Source organism: Nakamurella sp. GG22 (assembly GCF_052976845.2).
The window spans coordinates 80573-94612 of sequence record NZ_JBRIIO020000008.1; the positions used below are offsets into that span (position 1 = coordinate 80573).

Here is a 14040-nt window from a genome sequence, read left to right on the forward strand (position 1 = left end):
CCGGAGATGAGGAGACCGATGACGCTTCCGAAGATCGTGAACCGAGACGAATGGCTGTCCGCCCGCAAGGATCTGCTGGCACGGGAGAAGGAACTCACCCGGCTGCGCGACCGGCTGAGCAGCAAACGCCGCGAGCTGCCGATGATGGAGATCGACAAGCCGTACCGCTTCGAAGGACCGGACGGGTCGGTCACCCTGACCGACCTGTTCGAGGGCCGGCGCCAATTGATCATTTATCACTTCATGTTCCACCCCGAGTGGGAGGACGGCTGCCCGAGTTGCACGGCCGGTACCGACGAGATCTCCCAGGGTTTCCTCGAACACCTGCACATCCGGGACACTTCGTACGCGATGGTGTCCCGCGCACCGCTGGAGAAACTCCAGGCCTGGAAGGCAAAGAGGGGCTGGGACGTCCCGTGGTACTCCTCTTTCGGCACTGACTTCAATACCGACTTCGGGGTCACCATGGACGAATCGGTCGGAGCCGATCAGTTCAACTACCGCACGAAGGCCGAATACGAAGCGATGGGGACCGACTTCTTCGCGTCACCGCAACCATTCGACATGCCCGGCCGCAGCTGCTTTTTGCGGGTGGACGACCGGATCTTCCACACCTACTCCCAGTACGCGCGCGGGCTCGAATCCACCGGCGGTTCGTATTATTTTCTCGACCTCACCGCACTCGGTCGTCAGGAGGAATGGGAGGAACCCAAGGGTCGGAGCGAATCGGCCCGGTCGGCCCGGCCCGACTTCTCCTCCTGAGCACGTCGCACCCTGTCGGAGACCGGCGGGTGGTTCGCCAGACGACTACAGTCGCGCTACCAGGACATTGTTGTTCGTCAGGTCTGTGATCACCTGCTGCGCAACCTGCACCGCGTTCCGGGCGTCGCTGTGGATGCAGATGGTTCGCACATCCACGTGCAACGACGCACCGGACTCCGTGCGGACAGCATGGTTCAACACCATGTCGACCGCTCTACCGGCCACCACGGCAGGTTCCCATTCCGCCTTCTCGCGTTCGAGGACGAGTGTCCCGTCGTCGGCGTAGTTCAATTCCGGGAAACCTTCGGTGACCAGTTCAACGCCCTGGTCCTCGACGGCGGGTCGGCACCGGTCGTTCAGCAGGAACACGCACAGACCCCGGCCGAACTCGGCGGTGGCAGCCGCGACCGCTCCGGCCACCTCGGGATCTCGCGAGGCCATCGAATACAGGGCGCCATGGGGCTTGACGTGGGTGAGCGTGCCACCCGCCGCCGTGACAAAGGCTGCCACTGCGCCGATCTGGTAGGTGCAATAGTCCTGCACCTCTGCCGGGGTCACCGACATCTCGCGACGCCCGAAACCGAGCAGGTCCGGCAAGGCAACGTGTGCGCCGATATCCAGGCCCCTGGAGATGGCGTAGTTCACGGTGGCGCGCATGATCGTCGGATCGCCCGCGTGGAAACCGGCCGCGACATTCACCGACGTGACGATGTCCATCAGCGCGTTGTCGTTGGGCATACGCCAACGACCGAAACCCTCGCCGATGTCGCAATTGATGTCGACGGTGAGCGGGTTGACTGCGGTCACGTCATCGACCGTCGACGGAGGCACTGGCCGGCTGGTTCCGGTGTCCGGCCACCTGCTCGAAGCCGTAGGCGACGCGGAACATGGTCGGTTCGTCGTAGGGGCGCGTTAGGATCTCCAGACCGACGGGCAGCCCCGAGTCGGTGAGGCCCGCCGGCACCGTGATGGCGGGCATCCAGGTCTGCGAACTGATCACCGTGTTCGTGGGGAAGTTGAGCGTGTTCCACAGTCCCGAATCGGTGTCCTCGCGGGTCGGCGGAATGACCTGGCAGGTGGGGTACACCAGGGCGCTGAGCCCGTTCGTCTCCATGAGGTTGACGATGAGCTTCATGAATTCTTCGTGGGCGGTGTACGCCTTGTAGAACTCGAGGTCGTTCAACGGGTCGTCGGGCCCTTCGGCGAGGGCTTCCAGGAGATCGAGCTTCGGGTGGTACCTGCGGGACTCGATGATGTCGGCGATCGACTTCGCGGGCGCGTCGGGCTTACCGGCCAGCCACCGGTCGATGTCGTACTTCGATTTGATCGTGTACATGGAGGTCCGGACGATCCATCCGGTGAGGTCGTCGATGGTGACATCCACCAGCTCCGCCCCGCCGGCCGTCAGCTCGGTCAGCGCGGTGGCGATGACCTGGTTGACCGGCGAGGCGTTCGGGTCGTCGTCGGAGCCGAAGGCGCTGCGCAGCACCCCGATGCGGAGTCCCTTCAGCGCGTCGGGGACGAGGCCGCCGAGGTAGGACGCCGGTGCCCGTGACACCCCGTACGCGTAGGTGAGCTCGTCGGTCTCGTCGAAGCCCACCATGACGGAGAACAGCCGGGCCGCGTCCTCCACCGAGCGGGTCATCGGGCCGATGGTGTCCTGAACGCTGACCAGCGGATTGCATCCCGAGCGGCTGATCAGGCCCGGGGTCGAACGGACTCCGACGAGTCCGCAGAACGACGACGGCAGCCGCACCGAGCCACCGCAGTCCGTGCCCAGACCGGCGGTGGCGTAACCGGACGCGACTGCCGTTCCGGTCCCGCTGCTCGAACCGCCCGGGTCCCGCTGCAGGTCGTACGGATTCTTGGTCAGGCCGGTTCGGGAGGAATAGCTGAACCACGATGTCGCCCAGTCGGGGAGCGTCGTCTTGCCCAGGATGACGGCGCCGGCTTCGCGGAGTTTGCTGACGACGGTGGCGTCCTTGTGCGGGCGATAGTCCGCGAAGATTTCCGAGCCGAAAGACGTTGGCATGTCAGCGGTTTCGAGGCAGTCCTTGATCACGATCGGGATGCCGTGCAGTGGCCCCACCGGACGGCCCGACTCGCGGTAGGCGGCGTCGAGGTCGTCTGCTTCCTGTTGTGCACCGGAGTTGATGGTGACCATCGCGTTCAGGGTCGGGCCCCGTTGATCGAGTGCATCGATCCTGTGCAGGTACCCATCCACGATCTGCCGCACCGTGACCCGACCGGTGAACAGCGCGGACTGGATCTCGGCGATGTCCGCCTTCTCGAGCACAAGTCCGTTGATGTCCATCGTTTTCCCCTTGGCTCAGCGGATCGCCACCACAGCTGCACACCGTGTTATGGGAACCGTAAGAGGTGGAACATTCAAAGGTCAAGCCTTTGAAGGACCGAGTCTGACGGGCGCACTGCTACGGTTCACGCAGTCGAAGGGAAGACATCCAGCGATGACCGTGACACCGTCGTTCGTCCCGCAGGCGCTCACCACCAAGGGTGCTGCCGCGCAGATTGCCGACCAATTGCGGGAGGCGATCGCGTCGGGTGTCTGGAACCCCGGCGATCGGCTCCCACCCGAGTGGCAGCTTGCGCAGACCTACGGGGTGAGCCGGGGCACCGTGCGTGAAGCGCTCAGGCTCGTCGCTGCCAACAATCTGATCAACTCGATCCGCGGCGCCGCGGGCGGCACCTTCGTCGTCGTGCCGGGGGCCGATACGGTTGCCGGCCAGATCGGTGACTTCATCGTGCTGCGACTGCGCGCCGGGGATCTGTCGGTGGGGGAGGTGAACCACGCGCGCCGGCTGCTGGAACGCGAATGTGTTCGTCTTGCGGCGATCAACCGGACGGAGGCAGATCTTGTCGCGATCTGGACGCCGATCGAAAGGGTGGCAGCGGACCCGGCCATGGACACCGCGTTGTGGCTTGCCGCGGATGTCGACTTCCATACCGCAATCGCGGTTGCAGCCAAGAACGGGATCATCGAACTCGCCATGACGGCAGTGCATCTCGTGCGCCCACGGACGAACACGCTGCTGCTGGGCAAACTCGAGAAGGAACCCGTCTGGCAGCAGCACGAATCCATCTACCGGGCCATCGAACGACAGGATCCGGACGGGGCGGTGGCGGCCCTGGAGGCCCATGTCGACTACCTGTCGTCGGTTCAGGCGTCCAATTCCTCGGAGGACGCCGTCGACCTGCCGTTGGCCGACCTGTCACCGGACGGGCCGCCGCAGCGCTGAGCCGGGCGCACCACCCGTCCGGGACCGAGATGGGCTTGAAGCGGTCGAACGAGCAATCCGTCAGTGATCGGTGCGGCTGGTTCGCCGCTCTTCTCGCTCGAGTGCGCTGATGCTGTCATCGGAGTCACCGTGGTCGGCCGCGCTCTTGGCCCCCGGGTCCATCGCCTCTTCGGGTTCGGTCAACGGTGACGATTGCCAGGTATCGGCGACCTCGGCGAGCCGATCGGTCGAATCCCCGTCCTGAGGGTTGGCTGCTGTGTCCATCTCGTCCGCTCCCGTCATTCGTTGACCGACGCTGGTCACCGCTGAAGTACCCGCTCTCCGTGGCGCGAAACCGACACACGGTCCCGTCCAGAGGGTTTCGGCCGGCGTGCGACAGGCCGACGGGCAGTCAGCCGCCCAGCATCTTCGCCCAGCCGTACACCCTGACCAATTCATCGAACCAGCCGCCGCGGCGCTGCTCATCGTTGTCGCGCTCAGCCGGGGGCGCCGTAGGTTCCGCCGGACCGTCCGCCGGCCGGCGGGTCGATGTCCCTGTGGGTGGTGGGCGATCTTTGGCCGCGGTGTGAACCGCGCGCTGACGAGCGGGTCGTCGCAGCAGGCGCGTCGATTCCTTCAGTCGGGTGTCTGTCATGTTGCCTTTCTCGATCACACCGGCCACAGTCTTTGACCGGTGTGATAACCATGACACGGGCTCGTACACCGGTCAAGCGATTAGACTGGTGTAAACGATGCAGGAGGCGCGATGACCGTGGATGACCAGGTGCCGGCGGCTGCCCGATTGATTCGCGATTTCGTCAACACCTACGAGCCGCAGGTGGATGCCGAGTCCCTCGGCAGCCCGGAAAGCCTCCGCGAGTGGTGTGCCGAGCGCGACCTGATGGCCGTGGACGCATCCTTGGAGGCAACAGATCTCGCGCTGGCGGTGGACGTCCGCGAAGGCTTGCGTGCCGTCCTGCTCGGCCATGCAGGGCACGCCGGTGACCATGCGGCCATCGACACGCTGAACCGGGCGCTCGCGGAGGTTCCGGTCCGTCTGACGTTCACCGATCGGGGCTTCCGGCTCGTCGGCGCGGTCGACACGCCATTCGGTCACGCGCTCGGCGAGCTGGCGGAAGCCGTCCGGCAGGCCGGCGAGAACGGCAGTTGGCACCGGCTCAAGGTCTGCGACCGGGACAGCTGCCGGTGGGCGTTCTACGACTCGTCCCGCAACCAGGTTCGGCGGTGGTGCTCGATGGAAGGCTGCGGCAATCACATCAAGATGAAGCGGGCGTACGTGGCGCGCAAGAACCGGGCCGCCGGGCAGCAAGCCCCGGCGCGGCAATCCTGAAGCGCCCGCATCCGCAGAACTGCCGCATGGGGTGTTCTGGGTTGGCGCACAGCTCGACTCGCGATGCTCCAGGTCGGCGTCGGAATTCTCCGTCGCCGACCATTCTCAGGAGCGCAGGGGGTGTCCGTGCTGGTTGCGCGCACCACCAGCGGCCGTCTGCCCGGGGAGCGTTCGCGGATCCGACCGGCGGTGCCGCTGACGGTCGCGTTGATCGTGCTCGCGGCGCTCGTCCTGCGCTTCCTCTTCGTCGACCAGGTGAGCGGCGACTACCGGGCGTTCGTCGGACCCTGGTACGACGAGCTGGCAGCGAACGGTGGTTTCGCCGCCGTGGGCACGGACATCGCCAACTACAACCCGCCGTATCTGTACCTGCTGGCTGCCGCGACCTACCTGCCGTTGCCCAAAATTGTTGCCATCAAACTGATCTCGGTGATCTTCGACGTTGTGTTGGCTGCCTTCGCGGCGTTGGTCGTCCGGCATCACCTGCCGAGCCCGGTCGTCTGGCTCTCCTGCTTCGCGGCCGTGCTGTTCGCACCCACCGTCGTCGTCAACAGCGCGGCGTGGGGCCAGTGTGACTCCATCTACGCGGCATTCTGTGTGGGGTGCCTGTACTTCCTGCTGCGCGGCAAGCCATGGTGGGCCTGCGTCTTTTTCGGTATCGCACTGTCGTTCAAGTTGCAGGCGATCTTCTTCCTGCCCGTTCTGATCATCGTCCTGATCGTCAACCGGCGCCGCGTCCTCGCGTTGCTCGCCGTGCCCGTGACCTTCCTGGTGTTGCTGATCCCGGCGGCGCTCACCGGCCGGGGCTGGGGCAGTCTGCTGATGATCTACCCGAATCAGGTCGATTCGGGGGGATCCGGCGGCGGGGTCGATGCGTTCAGCGGCGGCGCGCGGTTCGCACAGGTCGGGGGCGGCGCCGGGACGACCAGCAGCCTGACACAGAACGCACCGACGATCTTCCAGTGGGTCACCTCGGGCAACGCTGAGGTCTGGAAGTATCTCGGCCTGGGCGCCGCCGCTGTCGTCGTCGCTGCGATCGCGACCGCCGCTCTGCTGCGCAGGCGCCCGCTGTCCGGACCGCAGATGGTCGCGCTGGCAACGACTCTCGCGCTCGCCGTACCGTTCGTCCTGCCGGAGATGCACGAGCGGTACTTCTACCTCGCCGATGTGCTGACCATCGTCACAGCGTTCTACGTGCGCCGGTACTGGGTCGTCGCCGCCGTGGTGTCGGCGTGCTCTCTGCTCAGCTACGCGCCGTTCCTGTGGCAGCGGACAGTCGTTGCGCTGCCCTTGGTCTCGTTCGCCGAGTTCCTCGCCGTCATCGCCACCGGGTTGGTGTTCGTGGACGTGATGTTGCGGGACGGGAGCCTGCTCAGGCGTCCGGCCGGACCGCGACGTCCAGTTGATTCCGCAGTGCAATGACGGCTGCCCCACGCGCCCACTCGGTGAACGTGAACGGCGCGATCTCGATCGGGACGTCGGGCAGCGTCCAATGCTGCACCTCGCGTGCGCGCTCGCGGGTGGTGTCGAGCGCCATCGCCGCGAGCGCGACGCCCTCGCCGGACACGATGACCTTCGCCGGTGCGGTCACGGTGGCAATCGTGCCGATCAGGGTGCCCAGCGCCTGTCCGGCTTCCTCGACGACGGTGCGGGCAACCGGGGAACCGTCCCTGGCCATCTGCAGCACTTCGTCATAGCTGACCTGCCGGCCGGTCGCGGCGGAGACCGCGCCGACGATCGCGGTGGAGGACAGGTAGGACCGCACGCAGCCCCGGTGTCCGCGTTCGCACAGCGCCCCCCATGGTGTGACGGGCAGGTGCCCGACCTGCCCGCTTCCGCCGTTCGCGCCGTCGATCAGGCGGTCGTCCACGACGATGCCGCAGCCGACGCCGACCCCGATCGTGACGAGCACGAAATCGCTGCAGCCGGCGGCGGCGCCGAACCAGTGCTCGGCCGCGGTCAGCGCCCGGACGTCGTTCTCGACCACCGCGGGGAGCCCGGTGCGCTCGCGGATCATCGCGACCAGCGGCACATCGGTCCACTCGAGAAAGGGTGAGGTGTGGATGATCTCGGCCCGCGGCGAGACCGGCCCGGCCAGGCTGACGCCCACCGCGCAAATGGTGTCGTCATCACGTGCGGCGTCGTCGATCACCGTGGCGATGGTGTCGACCACGGTCTGTGGATCGGAGCCGGTCAGCGCAACGGTGCGTTCGGTCAGCAGCCTGCCCCGAAGATCTGTGGTCACCGAGTCGAGCTGCCCGGCGGAGAGTTTGATGCCGATCAGATGGGCCTGGTCGACGTTGACGTCCATCGGCTGGGAGGGCCGGCCGGTCCGCTGCGGTGAGGTCGTGTCGGACTCGCTCACCAGCCGGGCGTCGACCAGCGACCGGGTGATCCTGGTCAGGCTGGCCGGCGACAGTCCCGACCTTCTGGCGAGGTCGGCGCGGGACGCCGGGCCGTGCACCAGCAGATCCACCAGGACCGATCGCGATGCCTGCGACAACGCCGGGAACGGCGAGCCGACTTTGTGCATGCACGAAAGTATATCCGGGTGGATCTGCCTGCAACTCCTCTGCGGTCCGGTGAACCGCCGGTCACTGGTCCCGGCGGGCGCCCTGTGCTGGACGGACCAACCGCGCCACCGGCGCGGTGAAGCCGCGGTCCGCGAAGGCGTCTGTGACGGCCGTCGTCACGGCGTCGACACGGTCGGTCGGGACCAGCGCGATCGCCGATCCGCCGAAACCGCCGCCGGTCATCCGGGCGCCGATCGCACCGGCCGCCAGCGCCAACTCCACCGCGACATCCAGTTCCTCGCTGGACACCTCGTAGTCGTCGCGCAGCGATCGGTGCGATGCGGTGAGCAGCGGGCCGATGGCCGGCAGGTTGTCGGCCCGCAACTTCTCGACGGTCCTGGCAACCCGGTCGTTCTCGGTGACGACGTGGCGCACCCGGCGCTGCAGCACCTCGTCGCCCAACCGGTCCAGCGCTGCCGGCAGGTCGTCGATCGTGACGTCACGCAGCCAACGGACACCGAGGATGTCGGCGGCCTTCTCGCACGACTCGCGCCGGCGGCCGTACTCCCCGTCGGCCAGCGAGTGCGCGACCCTGGTGTCGATCACCAACACCTCGAGCCCGTGCGCAGCGGGGTCGAACGGGATGTGCTCGACGGTGCCGGCCCTGGTGTCGAACAGCAGGACCGACCCCTTCAGGCCGGCCGACGATGCGGTCTGGTCCATCGGGCCGCACGGAACCCCGACGAAGTCGTTCTCGGCGGCTTGTGCGAGGCCGGCGATCTGCATGACGTCCAGGTCCACTCCAGACAGTGCCGACGCGGTGAGCGCCGTGACGCTCTCGATGGCCGCTGACGACGACAGCCCGGCACCCGAGGGCACCTGGGAGTCCAGCGCGAGATCGAATCCGCCGATCTGATGGCCTGCCCTGCGGAGCGTCCAGATGGCGCCCAACAGGTAGCCCGCCCAGGATTTCGCGACCGCGGAATCCGGCGAGAGATCCTGCACCGCAACGGTGACGACCTCGCCGGGACGTTGCGCCGAGGTGACCCGGATGGTGCCGTCCTGGTTGGCGGCGGCGGCCAGGTGGGCCCGTGCGTCGATGGCGAAGGGCAGCACGAGTCCGCCGCTGTAGTCGGTGTGCTCGCCGATCAGGTTGACCCGCCCGGGCGCCGAGAACAGCGCGTCGGGTTCGCGGGAGAAGGTGGCGCGGAACAGGTCTGCGGCGCTCATCGTGCGCCGCCGATGCCCGTCGCGGATCCCGTCCGGTCGCCGCCGGCGAACTCCCAGGCGTCCGCGACCATGTCGGCCAAGGTGAGTTCCGGTGTCCAGTCGAGGCGCTGCGCGGCCCGCTCGCCGGATGCCACCAGCCGGGTCGGGTCACCGGCGCGCCGCGGGCCGACGGAGACGGGCACCGGGCGACCGGTGACCTCTTCGATGGTGGCCAGCACGTCGCGCACGCTGAATCCGCTGCCGCTTCCGAGGTTGCAGATCAGGTGCTCGCCCGACGTCGCCGCGGACAGTGCGAGAACGTGTGCGCGGGCCAGGTCCTTGACGTGGACGTAATCCCGGATGGGGGTGCCGTCGGGGGTCGGCCAGTCGTCGCCGTAGATGGTCAGCGCCGGACGCCGGCCGGCCACTGCGTCCAGTGCGATCGGGATTAGATGTGTCTCGGTGCCGTGCCGCTCACCGGCGCCGAAGGCGGCGCCCGAGACGTTGAAGTACCGCAGGGACACCGCGGCGAGATCGGTGGCCGCGCACTCGCCGGTGATCATCATGTCGACGGCGAGCTTGGTGGCGCCGTAGGTGTTCGTCGGCCGGGTCGCGGCGTCCTCGGTGATCGGCACCGTGTCCGGCTCGCCGTAGGTGGCCGCCGTGGAGGAGAAGACCAATGTCGGCACCCGGTTCTCCGCGATCGCATCCAGCAGTGCCCGCGTTCCGCAGACGTTGGTCCGCCAGTACAGCGACGGCTTCTCGACCGACTCGCCGACCAGCGACTTGGCCGCGAAGTGCAGCACCGCATCGAACCCGCCGCGACTGAGAACTGTTGCGGCCTCCGCTATGTCACGCTGCACCAGCTCCGCCTCGGGCGGCACGGAGTCGGCGTGTCCGGTGGAGCAGTCGTCGAGTACGACCACCTCGTTGCCCTCGGCCAGCAACTGCCGGGTGACGACCGAGCCGATGTAGCCGGCGCCGCCGACCACCAGCGCCTTCATCGGGCCACCGTCGCCACGTCGCGCAGCCGGGCCGCGGCGGTTTCCGGGGTGATGTCGTTCACGAATGCTCCCATCGCTGATTCCGAACCGGCGAGGTACTTCAGCTTCCCGACGGCCCGCCGGATGGTGAAGACCTCGAGATGCAGCCGGAAGTCTTCCAGCTCTGCGTGGACGGGTGCCTGGTGCACTCCGGTGATGGCCGGCAGGGTGTCCTCGAAGACCCCTTCCATCCGGCGGATGACGTCGAGGTAGAGCTCGGCCAGGTCCGCGCGCTCCTTCTCGTCCAGCGCGGGAAGGTCCCTGACCTGCCGGCGCGGATAGAGGTGGACCTCGACGGGCCAGCGGGCCGCGAACGGTACGAACGCCACCCAGGAGTCGTTCTGGCTGACGATGCGGGAACCGTCCGCCAGTTCGCCGTTCAGCAGGTCCTCGAACAGATTTCCGCCCGTCGATTCCCGGTAGGCGCGCGCGGAGCGGATGGCCGCGGCGGTCTTCGGGGTGACGAACGGGTAGCCGTAGATCTGACCGTGCGGATGCGCCAGCGTGACGCCGATCTCGACGCCCCGGTTCTCGAAACAGAACACCTGCTCCACGCCCGGCTGGGCGGACAGCGCCGCGGTCCGGTCCGCCCACGCCTCGATGACGGTCCGCATCCGGGACACCGGGAGGCTGGACAGCGTCGTGTTGTGGTCGGAGGTGAAGCACACGACCTCGCATCGGCCGTTGCCCGCCCTGGTGTCGAACAGCCCGCCGTCGGCCGCGATGGGCCCGGCGCCGGCGAAGGACGGGAAGCGGTTCTCGAACACCACGACGTCGTAGTCGGGGGAGGGGATCTCGCTGGCGTTCTCGGGCGTCGACGGGCAGAGCGGGCAGGCATTCGCCGGCGGGTGGTAGATCCGGGTCTGCCGGTGCCCCGCGATCCCGACCCATTCGCCGGACAGTGCGTCGAACCGCACCTCTGATCCCGGGACGACCGCGGGCAGGTCCCGGTCGTCGACGAGAATCCTCTCGGCATCGGGGGTTTCATCGAAGTAGATGAGTTCCCGCCCGTCGGCCATCGTGGTCGAGGTGCGGGTGATCCGCCCGCCGGCGGATCGGGTTGGCGTCGACGTCACAGTGCTCCTGAGGGTCGGAAGTGGTGACTCCAGTATGGCGTCCCCGGTTCAAGGAGTCAACAAGTTCGAACGTGAAAGGTGGTGGATCATGTTTGAAAGTGTTGGATACCGGCGGCACCGCGCATCCCGCACCTCACCCCGACCGGTGGTTGACAGGGTTTGCTCATTCGAGTGTCGTTTGAACAGGGAAAAACGACCTCGGAGGCGAGAAAGTCCCTGCTGAGGTGGCTGTCGACGGTCCGCGAGTAGGTCGAGCGCCGGGACCGGGCGATCCGACACCCAGGTGTGGGCACTTCGCGGCCGGATGCGAGCGCCCAAGAAGACAGTGAGCGCCGGGTGACGGACCAAGAAAACAGGGAGCGTCCAGTGACAGCGCCCAGAAAAGCAGCGAGCGTCGAGCCGCGACCCAGCACGAACCAGGTCAGCCGGAGTGCGTCAGACGTTCGGCGTCTGTCCGCCGCCCAGCAGCACGTCTTCCCAGCCGGGCATGACGGGGCGCTGTCCCTTGCGTTGTCCGCGGGCGGTCGCGTGCTCGGTGCCGGTGCGCGCGGCTTCCTTGCGCGTCGGTTGCGGCATGCCGGACCGCTCGTCGAGGACGGTCCGCTCCACGGTCTCCTGCTCCACCCGATCCGCCAACGTGCGACGGGTGCCGGCCGGGTGGTGCGAGCCGGTCGGGGCGGCAGAGCGACGGGGGGTGGGGGACGGTGCGGCTGAACCGGGGGCCTCGGCGCCCTGTGCGTTGGTCAGCGGCTCGATCGGCAGTGCCGGGTCGGGTAGGCGGTGGAAGACATCCGCGCCCGGCATCTCGGGAATGGTGCGCAGCGGCCGGTTCTCGGGTTCGATCAGGTCGCGCGCGGCGTCGTCCCGCGCCCGCAGGGTGGGGGTCCGTGGGCCGGCGTGGATGTCCCACACCGCGGAGTTCTCGCTGCGGCCGGCCTGCCAGCGAACGGCGACGACCCACCCGTCGGCGTCACGGTAGGCATCCCAGGTGACGGCGCTGTCCTGGCCGCGTGCGCCCAGGGTCGACATCACCAGTTCCTCCAGCGTCTTCCGCGCCGGGTTGCCGTCGATCATCGGGAACGAACCGCGGGCCTTCTCCGCCATCGTCGAACGCTCGAGCATGACGGGATAGGCGTACCGCTCGATCCTCCCGATGCTGGTGTTCGCCGCGGCCGCGACCTCGGCGATCGAACTACCTGACCGGATGCGGGCCTGGATCTCCCGCGGCCGCAGCTGCGGCTCGAGTTCGATCTCCAACTGACCCAGCCGGCTCAGGTCGCCGCGGGTGGCGGCACGCAGCCGCTCATCGGCAGGCAGCGTGAACAGCTCACCCGATGCGCCGTCCTCGCACACCAGGTTCTCGCCGTCCTCGGCCAGCCCTAGGACCCGCAACGCGCGCATGGGTTCTCCTCCCGGATCTCAGAACACCGAACCCGACGCTATCGCGGTGCCGGGCCGCCGATGTCCAGGCGCGCCGCCACTCGCCGAGCGGTTCGCGAATCACCCCGGCCGGCCCGGCAGAACCTCCGGTCAGAGGCGCTCGACCACGTAGTCGATGCAGCTGATGAGCGCGCTCACGTCATCCGGCTCGACCGCCGGGAACATTCCGATCCGCAGCTGGTTGCGACCCAGCTTGCGGTAGGGCTCGGTGTCGACGATTCCATTGGCGCGCAACGCCTTCGCGACCGCGGCGGCGTCCACCGAGTCGGCGAAGTCGATGGTGCCGACCACCTGCGAACGCAGTTCCGGGCGCCGGACGAACGGGGTGGCGAACTCGCTGCCCTCGGCCCAGTCGTACAGCCGGCCCGAGGAGTCGGCGGTCCGCTTGGTCGCCCAGTCCAGGCCACCGTTCCCGAGGATCCAGTCGATCTGGTCGGCCAGCAGGAACAGCGTCGCCACGGCCGGTGTGTTGAGCGTCTGATCCTTCGTGCTGTTGTCCAGCGCGGTGGCGATGGACAGGAACTCGGGGATCCACCGGTCGGTCGCGGCGATCTCGCCGATCCGGGCCAGCGCAGCCGGCGAGGCGAGCGCGATCCACAGGCCGCCGTCCGAACCGAACACCTTCTGCGGCGCGAAGTAGTAGACGTCGGCCTGCGTCGGGTCGAGCGGCAGCCCGCCCGCTCCGGAGGTCGCGTCGATGAGCACCAACTGGTCGTCGGTGGCACCCGCGGGCCGGCTGACCGGCAGGGCGACACCGGTGGAGGTTTCGTTGTGCGCCCAGGCGTACACGTCGACGTCGTCAGCCGCCTCGGCGTCCGGCGCATCGCCGGGATCGGCGGACAGCACCTGCGGATCGGCCAGGAACGGGGCCTTGCGGGTGACGGTGGCGAACTTCGCGGAGAACTCCCCGAAGGTGAGGTGCTGGGCCCGGTTCCGGACCAGGCCGAGCGCGGCCGCATCCCAGAACGCCGTGGTCCCCCCGTTGCCGAGGATGACCTGGTAGCCGTCGGGCAGACCGAAGAGCGAGTCGAGACCTTCCCTGACCCGCTTGACCAGCGTCTTCACCGGCGCCTGTCGGTGCGACGTGCCCATCACCGACGAACCAGAACCGGCCAGCGCGGCGAGCGCCTCCGGGCGGACCTTGGACGGTCCGCAACCGAATCGGCCGTCGCTGGGCAGCATCGCGGGGGGCAGGGTCAGAGTGGTTCCATCGGCCATGACGGCGCGTTCTCCTCACAGGGCGGACGCCACGGGCCATTGCCGCGGCGGTGCCGGAAGCAGGCGGGCGGCCCGATCTCCGGTCCGGGCCAATCTTGCCACCGCGGCCGGTACGGCCGAAGCCGCTCCGGGGTCCGGGCAGCGACGGGATCGGTGGTGCTGGTCACGCTTGCCTGTCCGATTCGCCGCGAG

At 68.0% G+C, this 14040-nt stretch carries 13 protein-coding genes; 4 read left to right on the forward strand and 9 right to left on the reverse strand.

Annotated features, from left to right (window positions below):
- Positions 1-18 precede the first annotated feature (18 nt).
- Positions 19-762 (forward strand): DUF899 domain-containing protein, encoded by a 744-nt coding sequence (locus ACVBEQ_RS10955; protein WP_447153160.1) that lies wholly within the window; start codon positions 19-21, stop codon positions 760-762.
- A 45-nt stretch (positions 763-807) separates the two neighbouring features.
- Here ACVBEQ_RS10955 and ACVBEQ_RS10960 read toward each other — a convergent pair whose 3' ends face one another.
- Together ACVBEQ_RS10960 and ACVBEQ_RS10965 are read right to left on the reverse strand one after the other, a co-directional pair.
- Positions 808-1569: a LamB/YcsF family protein gene (locus ACVBEQ_RS10960; RefSeq protein WP_447153161.1), complete on the reverse strand. Its 762-nt coding sequence runs from the start codon at positions 1567-1569 to the stop codon at positions 808-810.
- Position 1570: 1 nt separating this feature from the next.
- Entirely contained in the window at positions 1571-3076 is a 1506-nt protein-coding gene (locus ACVBEQ_RS10965; protein WP_447153162.1) for an amidase, read from the reverse strand.
- A 154-nt stretch (positions 3077-3230) separates the two neighbouring features.
- On the opposite strand from ACVBEQ_RS10965, the gene ACVBEQ_RS10970 reads away from it, so the two are divergent.
- A complete protein-coding gene (locus ACVBEQ_RS10970) occupies positions 3231-4019 on the forward strand; it encodes a FadR/GntR family transcriptional regulator (protein ID WP_447153163.1) in 789 nt (262 codons plus the stop codon).
- A 60-nt stretch (positions 4020-4079) separates the two neighbouring features.
- On the opposite strand, the gene ACVBEQ_RS10975 is transcribed toward ACVBEQ_RS10970, so the two are convergent.
- Positions 4080-4283 (reverse strand): hypothetical protein, encoded by a 204-nt coding sequence (locus ACVBEQ_RS10975; RefSeq protein WP_447153164.1) that lies wholly within the window; start codon positions 4281-4283, stop codon positions 4080-4082.
- Between the two features lie 481 nt (positions 4284-4764).
- Here ACVBEQ_RS10975 and ACVBEQ_RS10980 point away from each other — a divergent pair, with 481 nt between their 5' ends.
- On the forward strand, positions 4765-5349 hold the full coding sequence (locus ACVBEQ_RS10980) for a CGNR zinc finger domain-containing protein (protein WP_447153166.1): 585 nt from the start codon (positions 4765-4767) through the stop codon (positions 5347-5349).
- A gap of 120 nt (positions 5350-5469) precedes the next feature.
- Positions 5470-6771, forward strand: a complete 1302-nt coding sequence (locus ACVBEQ_RS10985) for a glycosyltransferase 87 family protein (protein WP_447153167.1) — start codon at positions 5470-5472, stop codon at positions 6769-6771.
- Here the strand turns inward: ACVBEQ_RS10985 and ACVBEQ_RS10990 are convergent.
- From ACVBEQ_RS10990 to serC, 6 genes are all read right to left on the reverse strand, one after another.
- Positions 6722-7882, reverse strand: a complete 1161-nt coding sequence (locus ACVBEQ_RS10990) for an ROK family protein (RefSeq protein ID WP_447153168.1) — start codon at positions 7880-7882, stop codon at positions 6722-6724. The genes ACVBEQ_RS10985 and ACVBEQ_RS10990 overlap by 50 nt on opposite strands.
- 61 nt (positions 7883-7943) lie before the next feature.
- A complete protein-coding gene (galK, locus tag ACVBEQ_RS10995; protein WP_447153169.1) occupies positions 7944-9092 on the reverse strand; it encodes a galactokinase in 1149 nt (382 codons plus the stop codon).
- The gene (galE, locus tag ACVBEQ_RS11000; RefSeq protein ID WP_447153170.1) at positions 9089-10075 is read right to left on the reverse strand and encodes a UDP-glucose 4-epimerase GalE; all 987 of its coding nucleotides are present in this window, start codon (positions 10073-10075) and stop codon (positions 9089-9091) included. The genes galK and galE overlap by 4 nt, the downstream gene beginning before the upstream one ends.
- Complete coding sequence (galT, locus tag ACVBEQ_RS11005) at positions 10072-11190, reverse strand: galactose-1-phosphate uridylyltransferase (protein ID WP_447153171.1); 1119 nt, start codon at positions 11188-11190, stop codon at positions 10072-10074. Before galT ends, galE begins: the two co-directional genes overlap by 4 nt.
- A 435-nt stretch (positions 11191-11625) precedes the next feature.
- A complete protein-coding gene (gene sepH / locus ACVBEQ_RS11010; protein WP_447153172.1) occupies positions 11626-12591 on the reverse strand; it encodes a septation protein SepH in 966 nt (321 codons plus the stop codon).
- A 129-nt stretch (positions 12592-12720) separates the two neighbouring features.
- Complete coding sequence (serC, locus tag ACVBEQ_RS11015; protein WP_447153173.1) at positions 12721-13848, reverse strand: phosphoserine transaminase; 1128 nt, start codon at positions 13846-13848, stop codon at positions 12721-12723.
- Positions 13849-14040: the final 192 nt, after the last annotated feature.

Bases quoted from the DNA above. Each gene is read 5' to 3' on its own strand.
- ACVBEQ_RS10955 (WP_447153160.1), top strand. From the start codon at position 19: ATGACGCTTCCGAAGATCGTGAACCGAGACGAATGGCTGTCCGCCCGC.
- ACVBEQ_RS10965 (WP_447153162.1), bottom strand. From the start codon at position 3,076: ATGGACATCAACGGACTTGTGCTCGAGAAGGCGGACATCGCCGAGATC.
- ACVBEQ_RS10970 (WP_447153163.1), top strand. From the start codon at position 3,231: ATGACCGTGACACCGTCGTTCGTCCCGCAGGCGCTCACCACCAAGGGT.
- ACVBEQ_RS10975 (WP_447153164.1), bottom strand. From the start codon at position 4,283: ATGGACACAGCAGCCAACCCTCAGGACGGGGATTCGACCGATCGGCTC.
- ACVBEQ_RS10980 (WP_447153166.1), top strand. From the start codon at position 4,765: ATGACCGTGGATGACCAGGTGCCGGCGGCTGCCCGATTGATTCGCGAT.
- ACVBEQ_RS10990 (WP_447153168.1), bottom strand. From the start codon at position 7,882: ATGCACAAAGTCGGCTCGCCGTTCCCGGCGTTGTCGCAGGCATCGCGA.
- galK (WP_447153169.1), bottom strand. From the start codon at position 9,092: ATGAGCGCCGCAGACCTGTTCCGCGCCACCTTCTCCCGCGAACCCGAC.
- galE (WP_447153170.1), bottom strand. From the start codon at position 10,075: ATGAAGGCGCTGGTGGTCGGCGGCGCCGGCTACATCGGCTCGGTCGTC.
- sepH (WP_447153172.1), bottom strand. From the start codon at position 12,591: ATGCGCGCGTTGCGGGTCCTAGGGCTGGCCGAGGACGGCGAGAACCTG.
- serC (WP_447153173.1), bottom strand. From the start codon at position 13,848: ATGGCCGATGGAACCACTCTGACCCTGCCCCCCGCGATGCTGCCCAGC.